Genomic DNA, 21,350 nt, shown 5'->3' with positions numbered 1-21,350 from the left:
TACGATTTAATGATTTGCTACAATGGCAATTTTTTTCACATTTAAGCGTTGTGCTGCTGCCATAACCATCGCGACATCTTTATATTCAGTGAATTGGTCAGGTTGTACTTTGATCTGATCTTGATCAGATTTTTGCGCAACACTTGCCAATAAAACTTCCAACGCTTGTTTGTTTTCCACCTCTTGATTATTCCAAAAAATTTTACCTTGTGGATCAATTCTCAAATTGATTGGCTCTAGTGGTTGATCTTGATTGGGTGGAGGATTGCCATTAGGTAAATTAATATTAATCGCGTTATTAGGGATTGGGATAGTAATAATGAACATGATGAGCAAGACCAGCATGACATCGATAAGCGGTGTCATATTGACATCCAACATGACATCATCATCTTTATTTGAACCAACATTCATCGCCATAAAATATTCCTCTTATTTGATCATGGTGCCGCAACAGGAGTGGTCACAAAGGCAATTTTGCCAATACCTGCCTGCTTGGTCGCACTAATGACTTCATCAATTGCCTCAAATTTGGTGACTTGATCTCCCCGGATGTGTACCTCAGGCTGAGGGCGTTTCTGAGCTTCCACCTGTAAACGACTGATCAAGGTAGTTTTATCTGCTATATATTTTTCGTTCCAAAAAATATCACCTGCTTTGTTGACTGCAATTTGGATATTGATAGGTTTGGTCACATAAGGCGTATTTTTTTCCTCAGGTAATTTGACTGGCACTGTATGTATGGCAACCGGCACAGTAATTAAAAAGATAATCAGCAAGACCAACATAATATCAACCAATGGTGTGGTATTGATGGCTGAAATTACATCATCTTCATCGCCCTCTGAATTTACGCTCATTCCCATGCTAAATACCTCGTATTATTGTTTATATTATTTAAGATCATCGGTATTTTTGATTTCACCACTCAATAACACTGTGTGCAGATCAGAACCAAAAGTACGAACATTGTCCAAAACTGCTTTGTTACGTCGAGTGAGCCAGTTATAGCCGAGTACGGCAGGTACTGCGACAGCAAGACCGATTGCAGTCATGATTAAGGCTTCGCCCACAGGACCAGCAACTTTATCAATTGATGCCTGTCCTGAAATTCCGATTGCGGTCAAGGCATGATAAATTCCCCAAACCGTCCCAAATAACCCCACAAAAGGAGCAGTTGAACCTACTGTCGCCAAGAATGCCAAGCCACCACTTAAATGACTTTGGATTTTATCTATGGCACGTTGAATCGAAATCGTGACCCAAGTGTTGAAATCAATACGCTCTAGTAAATTACCTCCATGTTTTTTTGTTGAATGAATCCCTTTTTCTGCAATAAAACGGTATGCACTTGTTTCATTTAATGTTTCTGTTGCATGGTCAATCGAAGCTGCATCCCAAAATTTAGCTTCAACTTCTTTTCCCTGACGTTTGATCTTGGCTTGTTGGATAAACTTGGTCACCATGATGTACCATGTACCAATCGACATCAGCACCAAGATAAATAAGGTCGATTTAGCAACGATATCGCCTTCACGCCATAACGCTTCTAAGCCATAAGGATTGTGAACAGCTTGACTTGTAGCAGGTTGAGGTGGTGGGGTGTGGGCACTATTATTGGCATTTTCAGTAGTTTGAACTGCTGTTGCTGTAACTGTTTCTTCTGCAAATACGCTAGAAATAGGCAGTACACTCGTACCTGCTAAAACACTTGTTAATGCAAAAAGTCGGACAGTTTTCATCATTTTATTCATTCAGGATCTCCAATTTTTTAATTAATTCATTACAAATTCATAGGGAATGTCATACCAAGAATCTTGAGGTTCACCATTTTTCAAGGCAGGTTTGAAAGTACATAAACTGAAAGCTTTTGAAGCTGCTCTATCTAAAGCTTTACTACCACTCGATTTTTTAACTTTGGCTTCTTTAACTTTGCCATCAGCACCAACAAAGACTGAAATAAGAACTTCACCTTGTTCTTCATTCTGTAAAGACTCCCTTGGATAATCAGGCTTTTTACAGCCCGCTTCACCACGAGAAACACCATGTGTTTCACCAGCAGGTTTGGATTTTGGCGTAGGATCAGATTTCTGCTCTGACTCTGTTTTTTGGGTTGGTGTAGACTCTGGGCTTTCAGATGTTTTCTGTGTTGGCTTTTCAGTTGGTTTTTCCTGAGGTTTCGAATCTGGATTGGTTTTTTGCACCTGTTTTTCACGAGGCTTTGGATCGGGTGTTTTTAATACTTTCTCCACTAACTTTGGAAGCTCAGGTGGTTTTTCAATAGGTTTTGGTTTTTCTGGTTCAGGCTTTTTGTCCTGAATGATGAGTAATTCAACTGGCTCATTAGTCGGCTTTTCCACATGCTTAGACAATCCTGTAATCAGTCCATAAAGGATGATCAGATGCAGAAGAATTACAGCTCCAATACCAATCAGGCGTTTGGCAGAATTATTTTCTAATTCTGAAAAATTCTTGCCCATTGCGACTCCTGAAATGAGAGACAAACAATAAATAGCGCAAAAGAGGCTATATAAAAATTGTGTTCAATTTTTTGTTTGACGATGTGAACGATTTACTTTCACAAACAACAGAAGAAATTGGGCTGCTGTTTGTGAAATACTCAGTTAGAACTTATAGGTCGCTCTTAAGTAATATGCACGACCTGTTGGATCGGCATAACTTGAGTCATAGCCATATTGAAAGTTATCTGTAACGTTCGAGGCAGGTGGATCTTGATCAAAAATATTTTTGATTCCTGCAGTGAGTTCAAGATTCTTAAATCCACTATAAGTACCTGCGATGTTGTAGAGGGTGTAATCGCTTACACGATGTTGGTCGTATTTTGCTTCACCCGTTGTATTTGAGTCTTTATAGCCACGGCTAAATTGTTGTTCAAAGATCATTTTCCAGTTGTCGTAGCTCCAATTTACATTGGCAACATGTTTCCAGCGTGTATACACTTGTTGATTGTAATAGCTCCCTACACGACCGATCCATTCACCGCCTTTTTCTTCTTGTTTGTCATATTTGATGACATAGGTTCCGTCAATACCAAACCCAAATCGTCCAGTTTTGGTCACAGGTGTAAGATAATTCAAACTTAAATCAACCCCTTGAGTTTTGATCCCTCCCATATTGATCAAAGTGGTACTGACATATTTGATACGACCATCTGCGTCACGGACAAAAAGACTTGCATATTTATTTGGATCTGCGAAAACAATTGAATCTGTAATGGCATCGATTAGATTATCAACTTTGATGTTGTAATAATCTGCTGTGAATACAAGGTTTTTGATCGGTTCAAATACCACGCCAGCTGTATATGATGTTGATTCTTCAGCTTTTAAATCTGGGTTTCCACCTTGCATACGCTTAAATTGGACATTACATTCTGTTTGATATTGTGGTGAACTTGCAACTCCACCTGGGCAAAGTACAGGATCATTGTATCTTGAGCCTGTGTAGGTCTGGCTTTGAGGTGCATTGATGTCGTATAAACTTGGTGCACGGAAGCCTGTGCTATAGGATGTGCGGAACATTAATTGTTTTAAAGGTTCCCAGCGCAGCGCTACTTTAGGATTGAAAGTATCCCCAAAGTCACTGTAATCATCATAGCGAGCGGCAAGTTGCGCCTCTAAATTGGCTAAAATCGGAATATGTAATTCAGTGAATACGGCTGAAATATCACGATCACCTTTACTCACAGGTTTGTCTGGATCTATTCCACTTCCAGGCACTTGTCTAACAATTTCAGCATTAATTTTTTGATCCCAATTTTGTTTGGTAAAACTTCCACCTAAAGCAAAGCCAACATCACCAGCAGGTAAGCTGTAGATGGGGCGAGATACAGTGACATCAACAGAAGTTGAATCTAAACTGGCTTTGTTGGTATCTCCGTTGACTTCAAATGATTTCCAAATATTGGCATCTGCTGAGGGACCAAATGGATTGAGCGAACCATCATTTAATGCAGCTTGAACTTTACTTTGGTTAAGATAACCAGCATTAAAGCTGTCTGTTGCCTCGCTTTTTGCATAAGTTAAACCTGCATTGATATCCCATCCATAAGCTTCACCTTCAATTCCAGCAAAAGCTCGGTGAGAGTCATTGGTTGTTTTGCCAGAGCGATTGCCACCTTGTGAACGCAGATAAAGTTGTAAATCTGCATCATTCAAGCCACTCACTTCTGGGGTGATTCCTTTGCCTGGATAATATTGACTTGTACTTGGGAGTGTTACAGAACGACTGTATACATCAGGGGCAATCGAAGTTGTCACTTCATTGCGAGAAAAAATATACTCCCCAATTAAATTAAATTGATCTGAAAGTTTAAATGTACCTCGACCAAGTGCTGAAATTGTTTCAACTTCTGGGGTAATGCCAATCAGTGCTTGCGTGTTCAAATAGCATAAGCCCCCATCTGCAATAACATTGGGTGTGTTATTACAATTTGTATTGCCATATGGGTTTGCAAGAATATTGGATTTTGGCTCAAAAAAGTTTGCAGGAAAGGCATTTGCTGAACTGGCATCTAGTCCCAGTTCAGGGATTACGCCCCCGCGACGACTGATTTTACGGTCTTTCGCCATGATATTATTGGCTCTACGATAATCAACTACGCCGTAAACGTTAAAGCCTTGTTCGTCTAAATTACCATATCCCCCAAAAATAGAAATGTCTTGTTTATCTCCACCACTGGCTTCAGGTTGAGTAGCACCAACACTAATATTGAGTCCTTCAAAGGATTTTTTTGTAATGAAATTAATTACACCTCCTATTGCATCTGCGCCATACACGGCGGAAGCACCATCACGGAGAATCTCTATACGCTCCACCATTGCCATTGGAATAATATTAAGATTGGTGGTGGATGTGCTGAAAGGGCTATAAGCCAAACGACGACCATTGAGTAATACCAATGTTTTATCTGTTCCTAAACCACGAAGGTTGGCAGAAGAACCCTCTGTATTACTTGCTCCGACGTTTTGTGAAGTTGAAAATCCTGCTTGGTTTGAACTGACTTTGGTCAACGCTTCTTCAACTGTGGTGACCCCTTGTTTCGCTAAATCATCTCCTTTAATAATTGTAATGGGGGACGCACTTTGGGCAGCAACCCCTTTGATCGAAGAGCCTGTGACCGTCACTTTTGCCACTTTGGTTGTTTGAGGGCTTTCTTCATTTTCCGCTGCTTTTGCTACAGAGAGGTACATCAAACTTAAACTAAGTATGCTTAATTTAAGAATATTTTTCCCTATTATTGGCGATTCCAAAGAACGAAACTCTTTGTTCATTTTCATATTTTCAGACATCCGTTTTTTTTTGTACTTAGCGATATTGCTGCAATGCTTTCTAGCAATACAAGTGCCAACTATCTAATTATATGTTGTAAAAATATACAAAAAATTGCTAATAAATTACGTTACTAGTGTCTAATTATCTTATTCTTCCGTGGCTTGATTGAAAAAATATAATTTTTAAAAAATATTAAGGAAAGATGAAAAGATTGTAATTAAAGGTGTTGTTTTATGGTGATTATGTTTAAGCAATGTTTTTAAAATCAAATGTTTAATATAAGTTATGAGTATTATATAAATTTATTATGATTTAAATTTTTATATTATTTTATAATAATCATATATTTATTAATTATTTTAAAGTGTTTGATAAAATAAGTGAGCAATTTTGGAACACTGGTGTGCTTAAATTGTGCAATATAAGTCATTTTGATAAAGGTTATACGAATTTAATATTTATATCAGTTATCGTACAAATTAGTATATGTCGAACTTTGATAAATCTTTAATAATTGTCGATTTATTGCGGTAAAAATAAACAAAATTTACAACGTTGATTATGGGTGGCATGAAATTCGCTTTCGATTTAGGGCTGTTATCTTGTGCAGTTTTTCACTATTGTTAATTTGATATTTGGTTTCGTACCAAAGCGGTAATGTACAGGATGATCGTACCGTTAGCATACTGTTTCATATGATCTGATTCAGAGCTGAGGCGCTTTTCAAGGTTTGCTACTCTTATAAAAATACATAGGTATGAATTTGGAATCTAAGCTTTTACGTATTGCGTTGTGTGCTTATGCAATCGGTTGTGGGGAACTCGCCATTGCGAAAACTCCTGCGCAACCCAATAAAATTTTGAATTTGGCCTTTGAAGCGCCAGATGATGGTTTTGATATGGTTAAAACCTATAATTACTACAGCGGCAATATCGCAGAAGCGATATTTGAGCCTTTGTTAAAATATGATTATTTGGCTCGACCAGTGGTACTCGTGCCCAATACAGCACAGTCCTTACCAAAAATAGAACAAGAGGGTAAGGTTTATACCTTTAAAATTCAGCCTGGAATTTATTTCACTGAAGATCCTGCATTTAAGGGAAAACGACGTGAATTGACTGCGCAGGATTATATTTACTCAATACAGCGTATCAGTGATCCGAAAAATCACTCTCCAACTTACTCTTTTATCGATGGTAAGATTCAAGGTTTAGCATCTGTTGTTGCTCAGGCAAAAAAGACCGGAAAGTTTGATTATGATGCACCGATTGCAGGGCTTAAAGCTTTAGATAAATATACATTGCAATTTACCCTTACCCGTCCTGACTATAATTTTCCATATATTTTAGCTTATGTCACTTTTAGCGGAACAGCACGAGAAGTTGTTGAGTTTTATGGAGATCGTATAGCGCAACATCCCGTAGGTACTGGACCCTATCAACTCAGTAAATATGTGCCACGTAGTAAAATTGAATTAGTGGCAAATCCTGACTATCGTGGTTTTATCTGGAATTATAAATCTACAGGAACAGCTTGGGATAATCAGTTGGTCAAGGAAATGACAGGCAAAAAAATGCCCCAAGTCGGTAAGGTTGTGGTCAGTATTATTGAGGAGGAGCAATCCAGATGGTTAGCGTTTAAATCTGGGCAATTGGACTTTGATAAATTAACCTCTAATGCTGTTCCACAGGCACTCAATGGTACACAATTAAAACCTGAATTAAAGAAACAAGGTATTCAGCACTTTCCCAATAAAGATCCAGAAATTACTTACACCATGTTCAACATGAAAGATCCAATTGTGGGTGGCTATAGTTTAGATAAAATCGCCTTGCGTCGAGCGATTACCTTGGCATATAACCAAGAAGAAGCAATTAAGCAGCTTTATAAGGGACAACCTGTCCGAGCTGAAATGCTCGTGCCAGATGGTGTACAAGGGCATAATGCCCAATATCGCAGTAGCGTGGCTTATAATCCTCTATTGGCGAACAAACTACTGGATCGATTTGGCTATAAAAAAGCCAAGGATGGATACCGAACTTTACCCAATGGGCAGCCATTGACATTGAAATACAATACGGAAAATAGTTCCAGTTCAGTCATTCATTCTGAGTTATGGAAGAAAAATTTGGACGCGATTGGGGTGCGTGTTGAATTTAAAGTCAGTAACTTTGCTGATAATTTAAAAGAAGCCATGCAATGTAAGCATATGATTTGGGGTGGTGCGTGGATTGCTGATTTCCCTGAAGGCGAAAATTTTGCTCAGTTGCTTTATGGTCCTAATTCAGGAAAAGGCAATTTAAGTTGTTATCAATCTAAAGCTTACGATTCACTTTATCAGCAAGCCTTAACCTTACCACCACAACAACGACAGCCTTTTTATGAAAAAATCAGTCGTCAGATTGAAGCCGATAATCCTTGGATTATACATACCACCCGAATTCGTAATTGGTTATTGCAACCACAAGTTCAAGGCTATAAAGCGCACCCAATGATGAATACCGTTTGGCAATATCTTGATGTACAGTCAATCAAAAAATAACTGATAAAGTTGAAGGAAATGATGAAGGATAATTTAAATAGGAAACTTAAACAGATTGGGTTAAGTGTATTGTTGGGCAGTATGATGCTTACAGGCACGATGAATGTTTTTGCCAAAAATCCAGCAGATCCAAATAAGGTTTTACGTTATGTTTTTCCCGTTGCGGAAACGGGATTTGATCCAGCTGGAACACAAGATTTGTATTCTGCACATGTGCATAATTCAATCTTTGAAGGCTTATATACCTATGATTATCTAGCATCACCTGCCAAATTAGTCCCGCGTACTGCTGTAGCATTGCCTGAAGTGAGTGCGGATGGGTTGACCTATACCTTTAAAATTAAAAAAGGTATCTATTTTGCAAAAGATCCAGTGTTTAAAGGTAAGGCGCGAGAGTTAACTGCACAAGATTATGTTTATTCTTATAAACGTTTATTAGATCCAGGTTTACATTCACCCAATAGTTGGTTGTTGGATGACAAGATCGTGGGTATAGATAAACTCCTTGATCAAGCCAAAAAAACAGGGAAGTTTGATTATGATCAACCTGTTGCAGGGCTTCAGGCAACAGATCGTTATACTTTGGTGATTAAGTTAAAACAGCCTGATCAAAACTTTCCAATGCTCTTGGCACATCAGCCAGCAGGTGCGGTGGCTCGGGAAGTAATTGAACATTATCGCGATAAATCCGGTTTTGCTATGGCTCATCCTGTAGGTACAGGTCCTTATATTTTGACCAAGTGGATTCCTGGCTCACGTATTATTTTAAAAGCAAATCCTGACTATCGTGGCTATGTTTGGGATTTCAAAGCTTCAACACCCGAAGATCAGAAAATTGTCGATGCGATGAAAGGCAAAAAGATGCCGCAAATCGGTGTGGTTGATATTCAAGTGATGGAAGAAGCGCAATCACGCTGGTTATCGTTTAGCAAAGATGAAACAGACTTATTCGTCCTTGATGGTGATTTAACTGTTCAAGCGATTCAGGATGGTCAGCTCAAGCCTGAACTGGCGAAAAAAGGCATTCAACTTTCTCGAATTGTCGATCCTTCGATTGATTATTATTACTGGAATATGCAGAATCCTGTTGTTGGTGGTTTAAGTAAAGAAAAAATTGCTTTACGTCGTGCCATGGCAATGGCGTATTCCCCAGATAACCAAATTAAAATTTTAATGAAAGGGGATGCACAAAGATTACAATTCCCTGTCCCTTATGGGGTAGTGGGGCATGATCCAAATTACAAAACCAGTATCCCTTATTCAGTCAAAGCAGCCAATTTACTTCTTGATCGTTATCACTATAAGGTGGGGGCAGATGGTTGGCGAACTTTGCCCGATGGTAAGCCGTTGGTGATCGAATTAGCAGTTTATGGGGGGAGTGCGCGTAGTCAGCAGAGTGCCGAATTTTGGAAAAAAACGTTAGACAATATTAAAGTCAAAATGACCACCAAATCCTTACCTTTTGCAGAAGGTCTAAAAGCTGAAAAGCAATGTAAAACCATGTTTAAAGGTTCTGCTTGGGTTGCTGACTATCCTGATGCTGACAACTTTATGCAATTGTTCTACAGCAAAAATATTCATGCGACCAACAATGCCTGTATGAAAATTCCTGAATATGACCGCCTCTATGAACAAACCCAAAAGTTAAAGCCGGGTCCTGAACGCGATGCACTCTATCGCAAAATGGCAAGAATATTAGAAGTTTATATGCCTGTACAAATGGCATCAACACGTTATCGAAATGCTTTGGCGCAACCGCGTGTGATTGGATTTAAAAAGCATCCTATTCTTCCATCAGAATGGATGTATTTTGATATGAAAAAGTAATTTATTGCAGTGGTTGAAAAAATAAACAGATTAAATTTTGAAAAATAAATTGAAGATTGGAGTTAAAGATGAAAATGAAGCGATTTAAGCTCTGTGCGTTATGTATGTTATCAATAGGTTTAGGACAGTGGGCATATGCACAATCGGAACGGAGTACTTTACCGAAGTTTCAAGCGAAAGACATTCCAGCCCAATGTGATGCAAAAATTGCTGATGTAAAAAGTAAACTTGCTGAATTTGCCAAAATCAAATTAAAAAATAATGCGCCTGCTGGTAATGTGTTGGCAAAGTGGGATCAAATTTTTGCTGAGTTTGAAGATTTTTATGGACCGATCAATTTGATGAGCAATGTCGATCCAGATGCAGCATTACGCAAAGCTGCTGAGGATTGTGAGGTTAAAATTAGCCAATTCCAGACTGAAGTTTATCAAGATGCCAAGTTATATCAGCAGATTAAAAAAACCAAAGCCAATAATGAGATTGACAGTAAATATCGCCAAGATATTTTAGATGGTTTTGAAGATACTGGTGTTCAGCTCTCCGCAGAAAAACAAGCCCGTTTAAAGGTCATTTTGGATGAGTTGACCAAGATCCAACAAGAATATGCGCGTAATATTCGTGATAATCCAGAAAAATTAGAATTCACACCTGCCGAGCTAAAAGGTTTACCCGAAAGTTATATCGCCAATTTAAAGAAAAATGAAAAGGGTAACTATTTATTGGGATTTGACTATCCCGAATATCGTCCATTTATGGAGTTGGCAGACAGCGATGATGCGCGTAAACGTTATCAAATTGCTTATACACGTCGCGGAACTGAAAAGAATTTAGTCCTGCTTAAACAAGCCATTGATCTGCGTTATGAGTTGGCACAACTCTTTGGTAAAACCAGCTATGCCGATTGGGCATTGAAAAACCGCATGGCGCAAAATCCTGAAACAGTCAATAAGTTCCTCAAAGACGTGCACAATACCGTTGCACCATTAGAACAAAAAGAAGTACAGACTCTCCGTGAATTCAAAGCCAAAACGTTGAACATTCCTGTGGAAAAAGCTGAAATTAATCGCTGGAGTGAAGCATATTGGAGTGAAAAATTACGCCAAGATAAGTACAAAATTGACCAAGAAAAAATGCGTGAGTATTTTCCAACCCAAGCGTCGCAAGACTGGTTATTTGCCATTTCATCTCAGTTATATGGAATCGAGTTTAAGCCTGCTAAAGTCGATGTTTGGCAAGATGAAGTTGAGTACTACGATGTAATCGATAAGCAGACAGGTCAACTTTTAGGTGGTCTGTATATGGATAAGTTTCCACGTGAAGGTAAATATGGTCACGCTGCGGTTTGGGGAGTGAGAGGCGGAAGTACACTGACCCAGCGTAAGCCCATTTCTGCTTTGGTCACCAACTTTAATCGTAAAGGCTTAAACAGTGATGAACTGGAAACATTTGTCCATGAGTTTGGTCACGCTTTACATGGAATTCTTTCAAATACGCGTTATGCCTCGCAATCAGGGACTTCTGTAGAGCGTGACTTTGTGGAAGCACCTTCCCAAATGTATGAGGAATGGGCACGTCGTAAAGAAACGCTTTCTACCTTGGCGGATTATTGTAAGCCTGCATGTCCACGCATTGATGATGAACTGATTGCAAAACTCAAAGCGGTTAAAAACTATGGACGTGGTTTGTTCTATTCTCGTCAGACCTTGTATGCGCAATATGATATGGCACTACATACTGCCAATGCATTAAAAACCCAACCCATGGACGTCTGGAAAAATCTAGAAGCTCAAACGGCTCTAGGCTATGTGCCTACGACAGAATTCCCAGGTCAGTTTGGTCATATTATGGGAGGCTATCAAGTCGGCTATTACGGTTATATGTGGTCTGAAGTCTTGGCCTTAGACATGCTTTCAGCATTTGGCGATAACTTAAATAATCCTGAAGTTGGTGCACGTTATCGGAAGACAATCTTGTCGCAAGGTGGGCAGAAGAAAGCTGAACAATTGGTGGTCGATTTCTTAGGCAGAGCACCAGATAACAAGGCATTCTTTCAAGAAATTACGGGACAACGTAACTAAAGGGAATAAGAACTATGTTGGCATATATCATACGTCGTATATGGCAAATGATTCCTACCATGTTGGGAGTTGTGTTGCTGATTTTCTTTTTATTTAATTGGGTCGGGGGCGATCCTGCATATATCCTTGCAGGCAAAATGGCGAATCCAGAACAAATTGCAAATATTCGCCAGCAATTGGGCGTTGACCAACCCTATTACATTCAACTTTGGATTTTTATTAAACAAATTATCACTTTTGATTATGGTTTTAGTTGGAGTACCGGGGAGTCTGTTTCAAATATTATTTTGACCCGTCTAGGACCATCACTCACCATCATTATTCCATTGACGATCTTACAAACTGTGATTTCAATCATTTTGGCGTTGGCTGTTGCATCGGTCCGTGGTTCTTTAACAGATCGCATGGTGATGCTGTTGTGTACCATCGGTATGTCGATCAGTATATTGGTCTATATCATTGTATTTCAATACAGTCTTGCTTATCAGCTTGGTTGGTTCCCTGTGCAAGGATGGAGTGACAGTCTGACGGGGAATTTATTTGAGTATGCCTTATTGCCAATTTTAATCATGTTAGTGGTCAGTATTGCGCCTACATTACGGCTTTATCGCAGCTTTATTTTGGATGAAGTCAATCAGGATTATGTCAGAACTGCTCGTGCAAAAGGCGTAGGGGAAGGACGTATCTTGGGGATTCATGTGCTTCGTAATGCTTCAATTCCGATTATCACTGATGTGATGGCAAGTCTGCCTGGTTTATTAATCGGTGCATTCTTAATTGAGCGTTTTTTTGGGATTCCAGGGATCGGGCGTGAAATCATCATTGCAGTTGAGCGTAGTGATTTTCCTGTGATTAAAGCCATTACTGTGTATGTCGCAGCCGCAACCATGATTTTTAATCTCATCGCTGATTTGATTTATAAAGTGGTTGATCCACGCGTACAGTTGAAGTAGGTGGGATGATGCTTGGAATTTTATCTAAAAAAGTAGAAACACAACAGCAAGCTTCTCCGGGGTTATGGCGCTTGGCTATGCGACGATTAAAAGCTGATCGTGTCGCCATGGTGTCGTTAGGGGTATTGTTCTGTTATTTCATCATCTTGATTTTATCCATGACAGGTGTCATCGCTTCTAACTGGAACAAAGAGGTTGCCGAAAGTTATGCACCTCCTACCTTTATGGGAGCAGATCAAACACTACAAAATGCTGCTCAAAAGACAGCAAATACAGCAGCTTTACCTGAAAATCCTGTTGATCCTTTAAAAGATGTTATCAAAGAATTAAATGCTCAAATTGCCACTGAGCAGGCTTCAGGTGGTGCAGTGGATTATTATGGTGTTCAAGATCCACTCGCTGAGGATATGAAGGTCATTGATCAGCAGTTGGGTGGACATTTGCTCGATCAGCAAAGCGAGTTGAAAAAAACTTTGCCTTTTGGTGCTGATAAATGGGGACAGGATGTTTTATTAAAGACCATTAAAGGCGCTGAAACCTCGATTGTTGTAGGGTTGGTTTCTGCATTGCTTGCTGTGGTGATTGGTACTTTTCTTGGGGCGATTGCAGGCTATTTTGGTGGATGGGTCGATGACGTTCTAAACTGGTTTTATAGCATTTTTACCTCTATTCCCTATTTATTACTGGTTTTGGCGATAGCAGCTGTATTACAACAAAAAGGAATTTTGTCTATCGTTTTGATTTTAGGTTTAACTGGTTGGACAGGTGTGTTTCGTTTAATTCGTGCTGAATATATGAAGCATACCTCACGTGAATATGTGCTTGCGGCTAAAGCTATTGGGGTGAGCCACCTGAGACGAATGTTTGTGCATATCTTTCCCAATGTCAGTCATATTGCACTGGTTCAAATGTCAATTTTAGTGGTTGGATTTATTAAATCAGAAGTGATTTTAAGTTTCCTTGGCTTTGGTGTTCCTGTAGGGGTTGTGTCATGGGGCAGTATGCTAAATGAAGCACAAAGCGAGCTCATACTGGGTAAATGGTGGCAATTGGTTGCTGCATCAGTCGCAATGGCAGTACTCGTCACGGCATTTTCAATGTTTACAGATGCATTACGTGATGCACTAGACCCGAAATTAAAATAAGGAGCACATCAATGTCAGAACAATATGTGACACCTCCTGTATTGCTCAGTGTTCAAGATCTGAGTGTGAGTTTTAAGGGGGAAAATAAGCAATTCATTGAAACTGTAAAAGGCATTTCTTTTCAGATTCCTGCCAATACCACCGTGGCATTGGTGGGTGAGTCTGGCAGTGGTAAGTCTGTGACGTCTTTGGCAACAATGGGACTATTACCCAAAGATCAGTCTCGTATCGGTGAAAAAAGTAAAATTATGTTTGAAGGTCAAGATTTACTGGGTTTGACAACCAAACAAATGCGTAAGATTTGTGGTAAAGATATTGCCATGATTTTTCAGGAACCGATGTCATCGCTTAATCCTGTCTTTACTGTCGGTGATCAAATTGCTGAAATTCTACGTATTCACTTAAACATGGGACGAAAACAAGCGCGACAACGTGCACTTGCGTTACTCACTGAAGTGGGGATCCCATCACCAGAAACCAAGATTGATGCATATCCCAATCAGCTTTCAGGTGGTCAGCAGCAACGGGTCATGATTGCAATGGCAATTGCCTGTGAACCGAAATTACTGATCGCTGATGAACCCACCACAGCATTAGATGTTACGATTCAAAAACAAATCTTAGATTTGTTAGAGGCTTTGCGTAAACGCCGCCAAATGTCGATGCTATTTATTACTCATGATTTGGCTTTGGTGAATGAAATTGCTGATCAAGTCATTGTGATGCGTCATGGTGAAATTCGTGAGCAAGGTTTAGCCAACGAGGTGCTAGAACATCCCAAAGATCCATATACCAAAGCTTTATTGTTATGCCGACCAACATTATCACAACGTCCTTATCGTTTACCTGTCATCAGTGACTTTCTTAAACAACAAGAAGGGCATTGGGTCGAAGGCGGAGATTTAGCAAAAACAAAAATACCAGAAAGAACACGTGGTTTAGTCGGTGGTGAGGAAATCATCCTAGAAGTCAAAGGCTTAAAAAAATCATTTTTTAGCAGTAAAGGGTTCTTTGGAAAAGAGGAATATCAAGCGGTAAAAGGTGCATCTTTTCAATTGGCAAAAGGAAAGACATTAGGCTTGGTCGGTGAGTCAGGTTCTGGTAAAACCACGATTGGCTTATTGCTGATGCGTCTACAACAGGCTACAGGCGGGCAGGCATTATTTCAAGGTAAAGATATTTTGGCAATGTCTGAAAAAGAATTCACCCAATATCAACGTAAAATTCAGATTATTTTCCAAAACCCATATGCTTCACTGAACCCACGTTTTACGGTTGGACAGATCTTGATGGAACCGATGCAGATTCATCGCATTGGTGCAAACGATGTAGAGCGCAAACAGTTTGCTTTAGCCTTATTGGAGAAAGTCAGCTTACCTGTACAGGCTTTTGATCGTTATCCACACGAGTTTTCGGGTGGTCAGCGTCAACGGATTGCAATTGCTCGTTGTTTAACCTTAAAGCCTGAAATTTTAATTTGTGATGAGTCAGTATCTGCATTGGATGTATCTGTTCAAGCTCAGGTGTTAAATTTACTTCAGGATTTACAAGATGAGTTTGGATTGAGCTATATTTTTATTTCACATGATCTATCTGTAGTGAAATATATTTCTGATCAAATCATGGTGATGAATCATGGTGATATTGTCGAAATTGCCAATTCTGATGAACTGTATCAGTCACCTAAACATGAGTATACCAAACGCTTGTTGAGTGCCATTCCAAAAGCTGTTGTTGAGTAACTGTTCTGATCCGATGCACATCAAAAAGCCACTCAATCGAGTGGCTTTTTAGCGTTCAGTCTATGTATGACTTAAAACTTTTTAAAACCTTTATTCACTACAAAAGGTTTTTTCTTTTCAGGTTGTTCACTACGTTCTTGACGGTCTGAATAATCACGACGATCATTGCTGTAACGTTCATCTGAGCGGTTACGATTTTGTGGTGAACCATAGCGGTTTTCAGAGCGGTTGCTGTTAAAGCTGTTGCCACGATTATCTGCACGATCTTGATTGTAATGGTTGCCACCAGAACGCGCTTTATTAAAACGGTTTTCAGAACGTTCATTACGTTGATCAGCACGATTTTCACTGCGGTTTTGACCATATTGATTTGAACCCGCTTTATAGTCGCGTTGTTCATTATGGTTAGTTTGTTGCTCACCTTCATTGTCACGACGTTGCTGACGAAGGAAACCGCCACGACGTGCAGCCATTGGTTTGTCTTGCATACGTTCTGTACGGCGTTTTGCCATACCAAATAGACCCGTACCTTGACGTGGTTTTAGTTCAACCGCTTTGGTTAAATTATCAATATCAGTTTTATCCAGTTCCATCCAACGACCTGTACGAAGTTCACGAGGCAAAATCACAGTACCGTAACGTGTACGTAGCAAGCGACTTACTTTTAAACCTTGTGATTCAAAAATACGGCGAACCTCACGGTTACGACCTTCTTTTACAACGACTTGGTACCAGCGATTGATCCCTTCACCACCAATTTCAGAGAAAGATTCAAATTTAGCTGGACCATCATCTAAAACAACGCCATTTGTCATGTTGTTTTTAAGTTGAGGCGTGACTTCTCCCATGACACGAACAGCATATTCACGTTCGATTTCATTTGAGGGATGCATTAAACGATTGGCAAGTTCACCATCGTTTGTGAAAAGCAATAAACCGGTAGAGTTAATGTCTAAACGACCTACCATGACCCAACGGTCGTTGGCAATTGGCGGTAAATGATCAAACACGGTCGGGCGAGACTCTGGATCATTACGTGAGCAGATTTCACCTTCTGGTTTGTAGTAAATCAATACACGACGACGGATTTCGTCTTCAATTTGGAACTGAACCTTACGACCATCGATGCGAAGCTCATCACCTGGTTCGATACGTTCACCCACTTGAGCAACCTGCCCGTTGACACTTACACGACCAGCGGCAATGACCTCTTCCATATAACGGCGAGAGCCCAGACCAACTCGTGCGAGTACCTTTTGCAATTTTTCACTCATGACAGCATAACCTTAGAAATAATCATCAACAGTGCACCTATTTAAGACTTTGGCGCTTGCGCATCCAAAGCCATAAAAGCTTCCTTGGCGTCCTGTAGGGGAGGCAATTGATCCAAAGACACTAGACCAAAGGCATTTAAAAATTGTGGCGTCGTTACCAACAACGCGGGTCTTCCTGGGAGCTCACGGTAACCAGATTCTTTAATCCAGTTCCAATCAAATAAAGTCCTGAGTATTTGACTATTATTTGTCACTCCTCGTATTTGCTCAATATCAGCGCGGGTTACAGGCTGATGATAAGCAATCACTGCAACAGTTTCTAACAGTGATGGCGATAATCTGGTTGGTCGATCAGGCCAAACTTGTGCAATCATATTGCGATATTTAGCACGAACTTGAAAACGATAACCTTGAGCGGTTTCAATCAGCTCAATAGAACGACCATGTTGTAAAACAGACAGTTGTTGTAAATACTGTTGCAACTGCTGTTTAGAGTACTGATTTTGAAATGCTTCTTTTAAACGTGCTAGAGAGACAGGGGCGTCACTGGCAAAGATAATCGCTTCAAGTTGCATCAAAACTTCATGATGTAATTCATCAACATTAAATACATTATTTTGATCTATGGTCATGCGTTTGCACCTTGAATGGAAAGAGGAGCTTCGACACCAGATGAAATAATTTGAACTTTTTGCTGACGCGTCAGCTCTAAGATTGCCATGAAAGTTACCACCATGCCCATACGACCTTGGTTTGGCTTAAGCAATTCTTGAAAACTGAGTACTCCACCAGATTGGGTCATATATTCAATATAAGCAATACGTTCTTCAAGCAGGACAGGCTCTTGTTCAATTTTATGGGTAATTGGTTCAGGGCGGTTAAAAATGCAGTACAAGGCATCTTTTAACATGTTGACATCATAGCCCTCATATACTTTTGGAATTTCACCAATTGCCACATGACTGGCAAAAGTATCTCGGTCTAAAACAGGCATTTGTCCTAAACGTTCAGCTGCTTGTTTGATTCGTAAATAAGTTTCTAAACGATCAATAAGATCTTGTTTTGGATCTTTTTCGATATTAATTGTTTTCGGTTTTGGCAACAACAAGCGCGATTTTAAATCAGCTAACAGTGCTGCCATGACCATGTAGTCCGCAGTGAGTTCAATGTTAAGCGATTTCATATTGTCCATATAAGACAGATATTGCGTTGCAATTGGAGCAATATCCAATTGTAAAAGATCAAAACCGTTTTTCTGAATCAGATAAATTAAAAAGTCGAGTGGTCCTTCGAAATGTTCAAGCAGAATTTCGAATGCAGCAGGAGGAATGTATAAATCCTCTGGAATTTCTTCTTGCCATTCATCCAATACACGGATGTTGGAAATGGATTCCATAGGATGATGAGTTGCTTGAGTCATTACGATTATTAGCCACGCGAATTTTCAAAGGCATGTTTATTCGTGCTACCACGCATAAAACAGTTGCTTTGGCGCAAGGTGGTGACGAATTACGAAAAGATAGTAGGTGCATTTTAAAGTAAAAGTTCGCAGGAATACATTGCTAAATCATAAAAACGATAAAAAACCTGAAAATAAATAGGGAATATCACGTCACAAAATATGTCAGACTGTCGATAAAATCATCGAAAATTTTAAAAATTATAGTGAGATCATCGGTTTACAAAGACCAAGCACATAGAGTATAAATGGAGAATGTTTTTATTAAGCTGTTGTAATTAAAATAATTTTTATTGGTTTTGGTTGGTGTGGAGCTAGCCATTTTATGTATGTGCTGGAGGGGAAGTCTTATAGATCAATAAAAAAAGCATGAGGATGAGTCATGCTAAAGAGGGAACTGAATTCAAAAATATTTAGGTTTTTAGTCCCTTTTATAGGATAGCCATACTAAGCTCTGAGAATTGAGCCTGAAAACTAAAAACTTTTGGTGAGTGCAAAAGTCAAGGTTGAGTCAATCGGATTAGAAACTTTAGCATTTGGGTTACCGTTACTATAGTTCTGATAGAAACCATCTTTATCCCAGGCTTTGCTATAACTCAAACTGCTTGAAATCTGATAAGGCAATTGTTTACTGATGGTCAAACTTGCATCCTGAAAGTTAGCCTCAGAAAAATTTCGAATACGTTGGTGACCATAGTGTGCATTTACAGACCAACCTTGAGTAATGGGTTGATACCAATTCAAGTCTAGATATCCAGAGCCACGAGAGTGTTGATTGTTGCCAATGGCTAAGGTGTCAGAGTTATTGCCAAAGTAGTCTTGTGTATAGGTGATGGCATATTTCAAGCTGAATGGACCATAACTGATTTCAGGAATGATCTCACCATAATTAAATCGGGTATGTGCCGTTTCTGCTGTAGTTTTTGCACCAGGGTAATAGTAATACGCGACTTTTGTACCTAGCGTAAGCTCACCGAAACTACGGCGATATCCGCTATATACATCCCATTCGACAGTCGCATCTCGGATAAAATCATCACTGACTGTAGATGCCCATGTTCCTGCAAAAAAGCGATTGCTATGATTGTAATCTAAGCCACCTTGTACAGCAGGTTTCCCCCAAGTTTGTTGGAAACCACGTGAAATATATTGGCTTGCTATGGTTAGATTCGCGCTATACGGTGATGTCGTGACTGTACTCGATTCGTCTGCATAGATGCCTTGAACGTATATGCTGCAAGGAATGAGAAATAATAGTTGCTTTTTCATCTTATTCGTCCTTGTGTAATGCGCCAGCTCAGTGCTTACTCAGCTGGCGCAATATAGACCTCTATGAATGGATTGCACGCAAAGGTGCTTGGCGTACAGGCGTTGTTCCTGCCTTGTAATAGCCCGCTTCAGATCGTGGTAACTTTTGACCACGGATTTGATCTGCAATTTTTTCTGCGATCATAATGGTGGTTGCATTTAAGTTTCCAGTAATGATCAATGGCATGATCGAGGCATCTACGACACGTAAACCTTCTAAGCCATGCACTCGACCTTGACCATCCACCACGGCCATTTCATCTTCACCCATTTTGCAACTGCAAGAAGGGTGATAAGCCGTTTCTGCATGGTTCCGTACGAAATCATCTAGCTCAGCATCGGTTTGTACTTTCTTACCAGGACTGATTTCATCACCTCGATAGGCATCCAAAGCAGGCTGTTGCATGATTTCACGAGTAATGCGAATTGCATCTCTAAATTCACGCCAGTCTTGTTCAGTGGACATATAGTTGAACAAAATACTTGGATGTTGAAACGGATCTTTTGAATTGAGCTTGATTCGACCACGAGACGGTGAGCGCATGGAACCGACATGCGCTTGAAAGCCATGTTCTTTAACAGCATTACTACCATTGTAGTTAATCGCCACAGGCAAGAAGTGATATTGGATATTGGGCCAATCAAACTCATCTGAGCTACGGATAAAGCCGCCTGCTTCAAACTGGTTACTTGCGCCAATGCCTGTGCCATTAAAGAGCCATTCAGCACCAATCGCAGGTTGATTAAACCATTTTAGTGCTGGATACAGAGAAACAGGCTGCTTACACTTATACTGTAAGTACATTTCCAAATGGTCTTGTAGATTTTCACCCACACCTGGCAAATCATGAACCACAGCAATATCCATTGATTTGAGGAAAGTACTTTGACCTACGCCTGAGCGTTGCAAAATTTGTGGTGAAGCAATCGCACCTGCACACAGTAAAACTTCCCGTTTTGCTTGCGCTTGTTTTAAATTGGCTTGGTCAGCACCCAGAATATACTCTACACCGACCGCTTGTTTCTGGTTAAAAAGAATTTTATTGGTGGTTGCATGGGTGACAATGGTTAAGTTTGGTCGACCTTTCGCCATATCCAAATAACCACGCGCTGTACTTGAACGACGACCTTTTGGTGTTACAGTGCGGTCCATTGGACCAAAGCCTTCTTGTTGATAGCCGTTCAAATCATCAGTACGTGGGTAACCTGCCTGTACGCCTGCTTCAACCATGGCATGGAACAGTACATTGTTACCATTTTTTGGCGTAGCCACAGACACTGGACCGTTGTCACCATGATAGTCATTACCACCGATATCTCGTGTTTCGGCTTTTTTGTAATAAGGCAAACAATCCGCATAAGTCCAGCCTTCCAGACCTTTGTGGGTTGACCACTGATCTAGGTCCATAGCATTACCACGGATGTAGCACATTCCGTTAATCAACGAAGAGCCACCTAGACCTTTACCACGACCGCATTCCATACGGCGATTGTTCATATGGGGTTCTGGGTCGGTTAAATACGCCCAATTGTAACGACGACCTTGTAATGGATATGCCAAGGCAGCAGGCATTTGGGTACGGAAATCTAAACGATAGTCAGGACCGCCTGCTTCTAATAATAAAACAGTGACATCTTTGTCTTCAGTCAAACGAGTAGCCAATACATTTCCGGCAGATCCTGCGCCAATGATAATGTAGTCATAGGATTGAGTATTCATAATTATC

15 protein-coding genes and 1 pseudogene are annotated in these 21,350 nt (G+C 40.0%); 6 read left to right on the top strand and 10 right to left on the bottom strand.

The window, feature by feature from the left end:
- Positions 1–6 precede the first annotated feature (6 nt).
- From I9192_RS17275 to I9192_RS17255, 5 genes are all read right to left on the bottom strand, one after another.
- On the bottom strand, positions 7–420 hold the full coding sequence (locus I9192_RS17275; protein ID WP_005033404.1) for an ExbD/TolR family protein: 414 nt from the start codon (positions 418–420) through the stop codon (positions 7–9).
- A gap of 20 nt (positions 421–440) precedes the next feature.
- Positions 441–866 carry an ExbD/TolR family protein gene (locus I9192_RS17270; protein WP_005033400.1) on the bottom strand — a complete coding sequence of 142 codons (426 nt, stop codon included), beginning with the start codon at positions 864–866 and terminating at the stop codon, positions 441–443.
- A 27-nt stretch (positions 867–893) separates the two neighbouring features.
- Positions 894–1,754, bottom strand: coding sequence for a MotA/TolQ/ExbB proton channel family protein (locus tag I9192_RS17265; RefSeq protein ID WP_005033396.1), 861 nt, complete (start codon positions 1,752–1,754; stop codon positions 894–896).
- Positions 1,755–1,775: 21 nt separating this feature from the next.
- A complete protein-coding gene (locus I9192_RS17260; RefSeq protein WP_005033395.1) occupies positions 1,776–2,480 on the bottom strand; it encodes a TonB family protein in 705 nt (234 codons plus the stop codon).
- A 144-nt stretch (positions 2,481–2,624) separates the two neighbouring features.
- A complete protein-coding gene (locus tag I9192_RS17255; RefSeq protein WP_200149956.1) occupies positions 2,625–5,300 on the bottom strand; it encodes a TonB-dependent receptor in 2,676 nt (891 codons plus the stop codon).
- Positions 5,301–6,046: 746 nt separating this feature from the next.
- Between I9192_RS17255 and I9192_RS17250 the strand changes: the two genes are divergently transcribed.
- From I9192_RS17250 to I9192_RS17225, 6 genes are all read left to right on the top strand, one after another.
- On the top strand, positions 6,047–7,837 hold the full coding sequence (locus I9192_RS17250; RefSeq protein ID WP_200150433.1) for an ABC transporter substrate-binding protein: 1,791 nt from the start codon (positions 6,047–6,049) through the stop codon (positions 7,835–7,837).
- 21 nt (positions 7,838–7,858) lie between these two features.
- Positions 7,859–9,664 (top strand): ABC transporter substrate-binding protein, encoded by a 1,806-nt coding sequence (locus I9192_RS17245; RefSeq protein ID WP_005033387.1) that lies wholly within the window; start codon positions 7,859–7,861, stop codon positions 9,662–9,664.
- Positions 9,665–9,732: 68 nt separating this feature from the next.
- A complete protein-coding gene (locus tag I9192_RS17240) occupies positions 9,733–11,742 on the top strand; it encodes a M3 family metallopeptidase (protein WP_005033384.1) in 2,010 nt (669 codons plus the stop codon).
- 14 nt (positions 11,743–11,756) lie between these two features.
- Positions 11,757–12,695 carry an ABC transporter permease gene (locus I9192_RS17235; RefSeq protein ID WP_005033381.1) on the top strand — a complete coding sequence of 313 codons (939 nt, stop codon included), beginning with the start codon at positions 11,757–11,759 and terminating at the stop codon, positions 12,693–12,695.
- Between the two features lie 8 nt (positions 12,696–12,703).
- Complete coding sequence (locus I9192_RS17230; RefSeq protein ID WP_005033379.1) at positions 12,704–13,840, top strand: ABC transporter permease; 1,137 nt, start codon at positions 12,704–12,706, stop codon at positions 13,838–13,840.
- Between the two features lie 11 nt (positions 13,841–13,851).
- Complete coding sequence (locus I9192_RS17225; protein ID WP_005033377.1) at positions 13,852–15,582, top strand: ABC transporter ATP-binding protein; 1,731 nt, start codon at positions 13,852–13,854, stop codon at positions 15,580–15,582.
- A gap of 415 nt (positions 15,583–15,997) precedes the next feature.
- On the opposite strand, the pseudogene rluB reads toward I9192_RS17225, so the two are convergent.
- From rluB to betA, 5 genes and pseudogenes are all read right to left on the bottom strand, one after another.
- Positions 15,998–16,856 (bottom strand): annotated as a pseudogene (gene rluB, locus I9192_RS17220) (23S rRNA pseudouridine(2605) synthase RluB); the annotation flags it as partial.
- A 41-nt stretch (positions 16,857–16,897) separates the two neighbouring features.
- Positions 16,898–17,488, bottom strand: a complete 591-nt coding sequence (gene scpB, locus I9192_RS17215; protein ID WP_004829778.1) for an SMC-Scp complex subunit ScpB — start codon at positions 17,486–17,488, stop codon at positions 16,898–16,900.
- A complete protein-coding gene (locus I9192_RS17210) occupies positions 17,485–18,276 on the bottom strand; it encodes a segregation and condensation protein A (protein ID WP_005033372.1) in 792 nt (263 codons plus the stop codon). Before I9192_RS17210 ends, scpB begins: the two co-directional genes overlap by 4 nt.
- A 513-nt stretch (positions 18,277–18,789) precedes the next feature.
- Positions 18,790–19,584: a TorF family putative porin gene (locus tag I9192_RS17205; protein WP_005033370.1), complete on the bottom strand. Its 795-nt coding sequence runs from the start codon at positions 19,582–19,584 to the stop codon at positions 18,790–18,792.
- A gap of 61 nt (positions 19,585–19,645) precedes the next feature.
- On the bottom strand, positions 19,646–21,343 hold the full coding sequence (betA, locus tag I9192_RS17200; protein ID WP_200149955.1) for a choline dehydrogenase: 1,698 nt from the start codon (positions 21,341–21,343) through the stop codon (positions 19,646–19,648).
- Positions 21,344–21,350: the final 7 nt, after the last annotated feature.

The organism is Acinetobacter bereziniae (assembly GCF_016576965.1).
GTDB classification, from domain to species: Bacteria; Pseudomonadota; Gammaproteobacteria; order Pseudomonadales; family Moraxellaceae; genus Acinetobacter; species Acinetobacter bereziniae.
This window is presented reverse-complemented; position numbering and strand designations above follow the sequence as displayed.

Bases quoted from the DNA above. Each gene is read 5' to 3' on its own strand.
- I9192_RS17275 (WP_005033404.1), bottom strand. From the start codon at position 420: ATGGCGATGAATGTTGGTTCAAATAAAGATGATGATGTCATGTTGGAT.
- I9192_RS17270 (WP_005033400.1), bottom strand. From the start codon at position 866: ATGGGAATGAGCGTAAATTCAGAGGGCGATGAAGATGATGTAATTTCA.
- I9192_RS17265 (WP_005033396.1), bottom strand. From the start codon at position 1,754: ATGAATAAAATGATGAAAACTGTCCGACTTTTTGCATTAACAAGTGTT.
- I9192_RS17260 (WP_005033395.1), bottom strand. From the start codon at position 2,480: ATGGGCAAGAATTTTTCAGAATTAGAAAATAATTCTGCCAAACGCCTG.
- I9192_RS17255 (WP_200149956.1), bottom strand. From the start codon at position 5,300: ATGAAAATGAACAAAGAGTTTCGTTCTTTGGAATCGCCAATAATAGGG.
- I9192_RS17245 (WP_005033387.1), top strand. From the start codon at position 7,859: ATGAAGGATAATTTAAATAGGAAACTTAAACAGATTGGGTTAAGTGTA.
- I9192_RS17240 (WP_005033384.1), top strand. From the start codon at position 9,733: ATGAAAATGAAGCGATTTAAGCTCTGTGCGTTATGTATGTTATCAATA.
- I9192_RS17235 (WP_005033381.1), top strand. From the start codon at position 11,757: ATGTTGGCATATATCATACGTCGTATATGGCAAATGATTCCTACCATG.
- I9192_RS17230 (WP_005033379.1), top strand. From the start codon at position 12,704: ATGCTTGGAATTTTATCTAAAAAAGTAGAAACACAACAGCAAGCTTCT.
- I9192_RS17225 (WP_005033377.1), top strand. From the start codon at position 13,852: ATGTCAGAACAATATGTGACACCTCCTGTATTGCTCAGTGTTCAAGAT.
- scpB (WP_004829778.1), bottom strand. From the start codon at position 17,488: ATGACCATAGATCAAAATAATGTATTTAATGTTGATGAATTACATCAT.
- I9192_RS17210 (WP_005033372.1), bottom strand. From the start codon at position 18,276: ATGACTCAAGCAACTCATCATCCTATGGAATCCATTTCCAACATCCGT.
- I9192_RS17205 (WP_005033370.1), bottom strand. From the start codon at position 19,584: ATGAAAAAGCAACTATTATTTCTCATTCCTTGCAGCATATACGTTCAA.
- betA (WP_200149955.1), bottom strand. From the start codon at position 21,343: ATGAATACTCAATCCTATGACTACATTATCATTGGCGCAGGATCTGCC.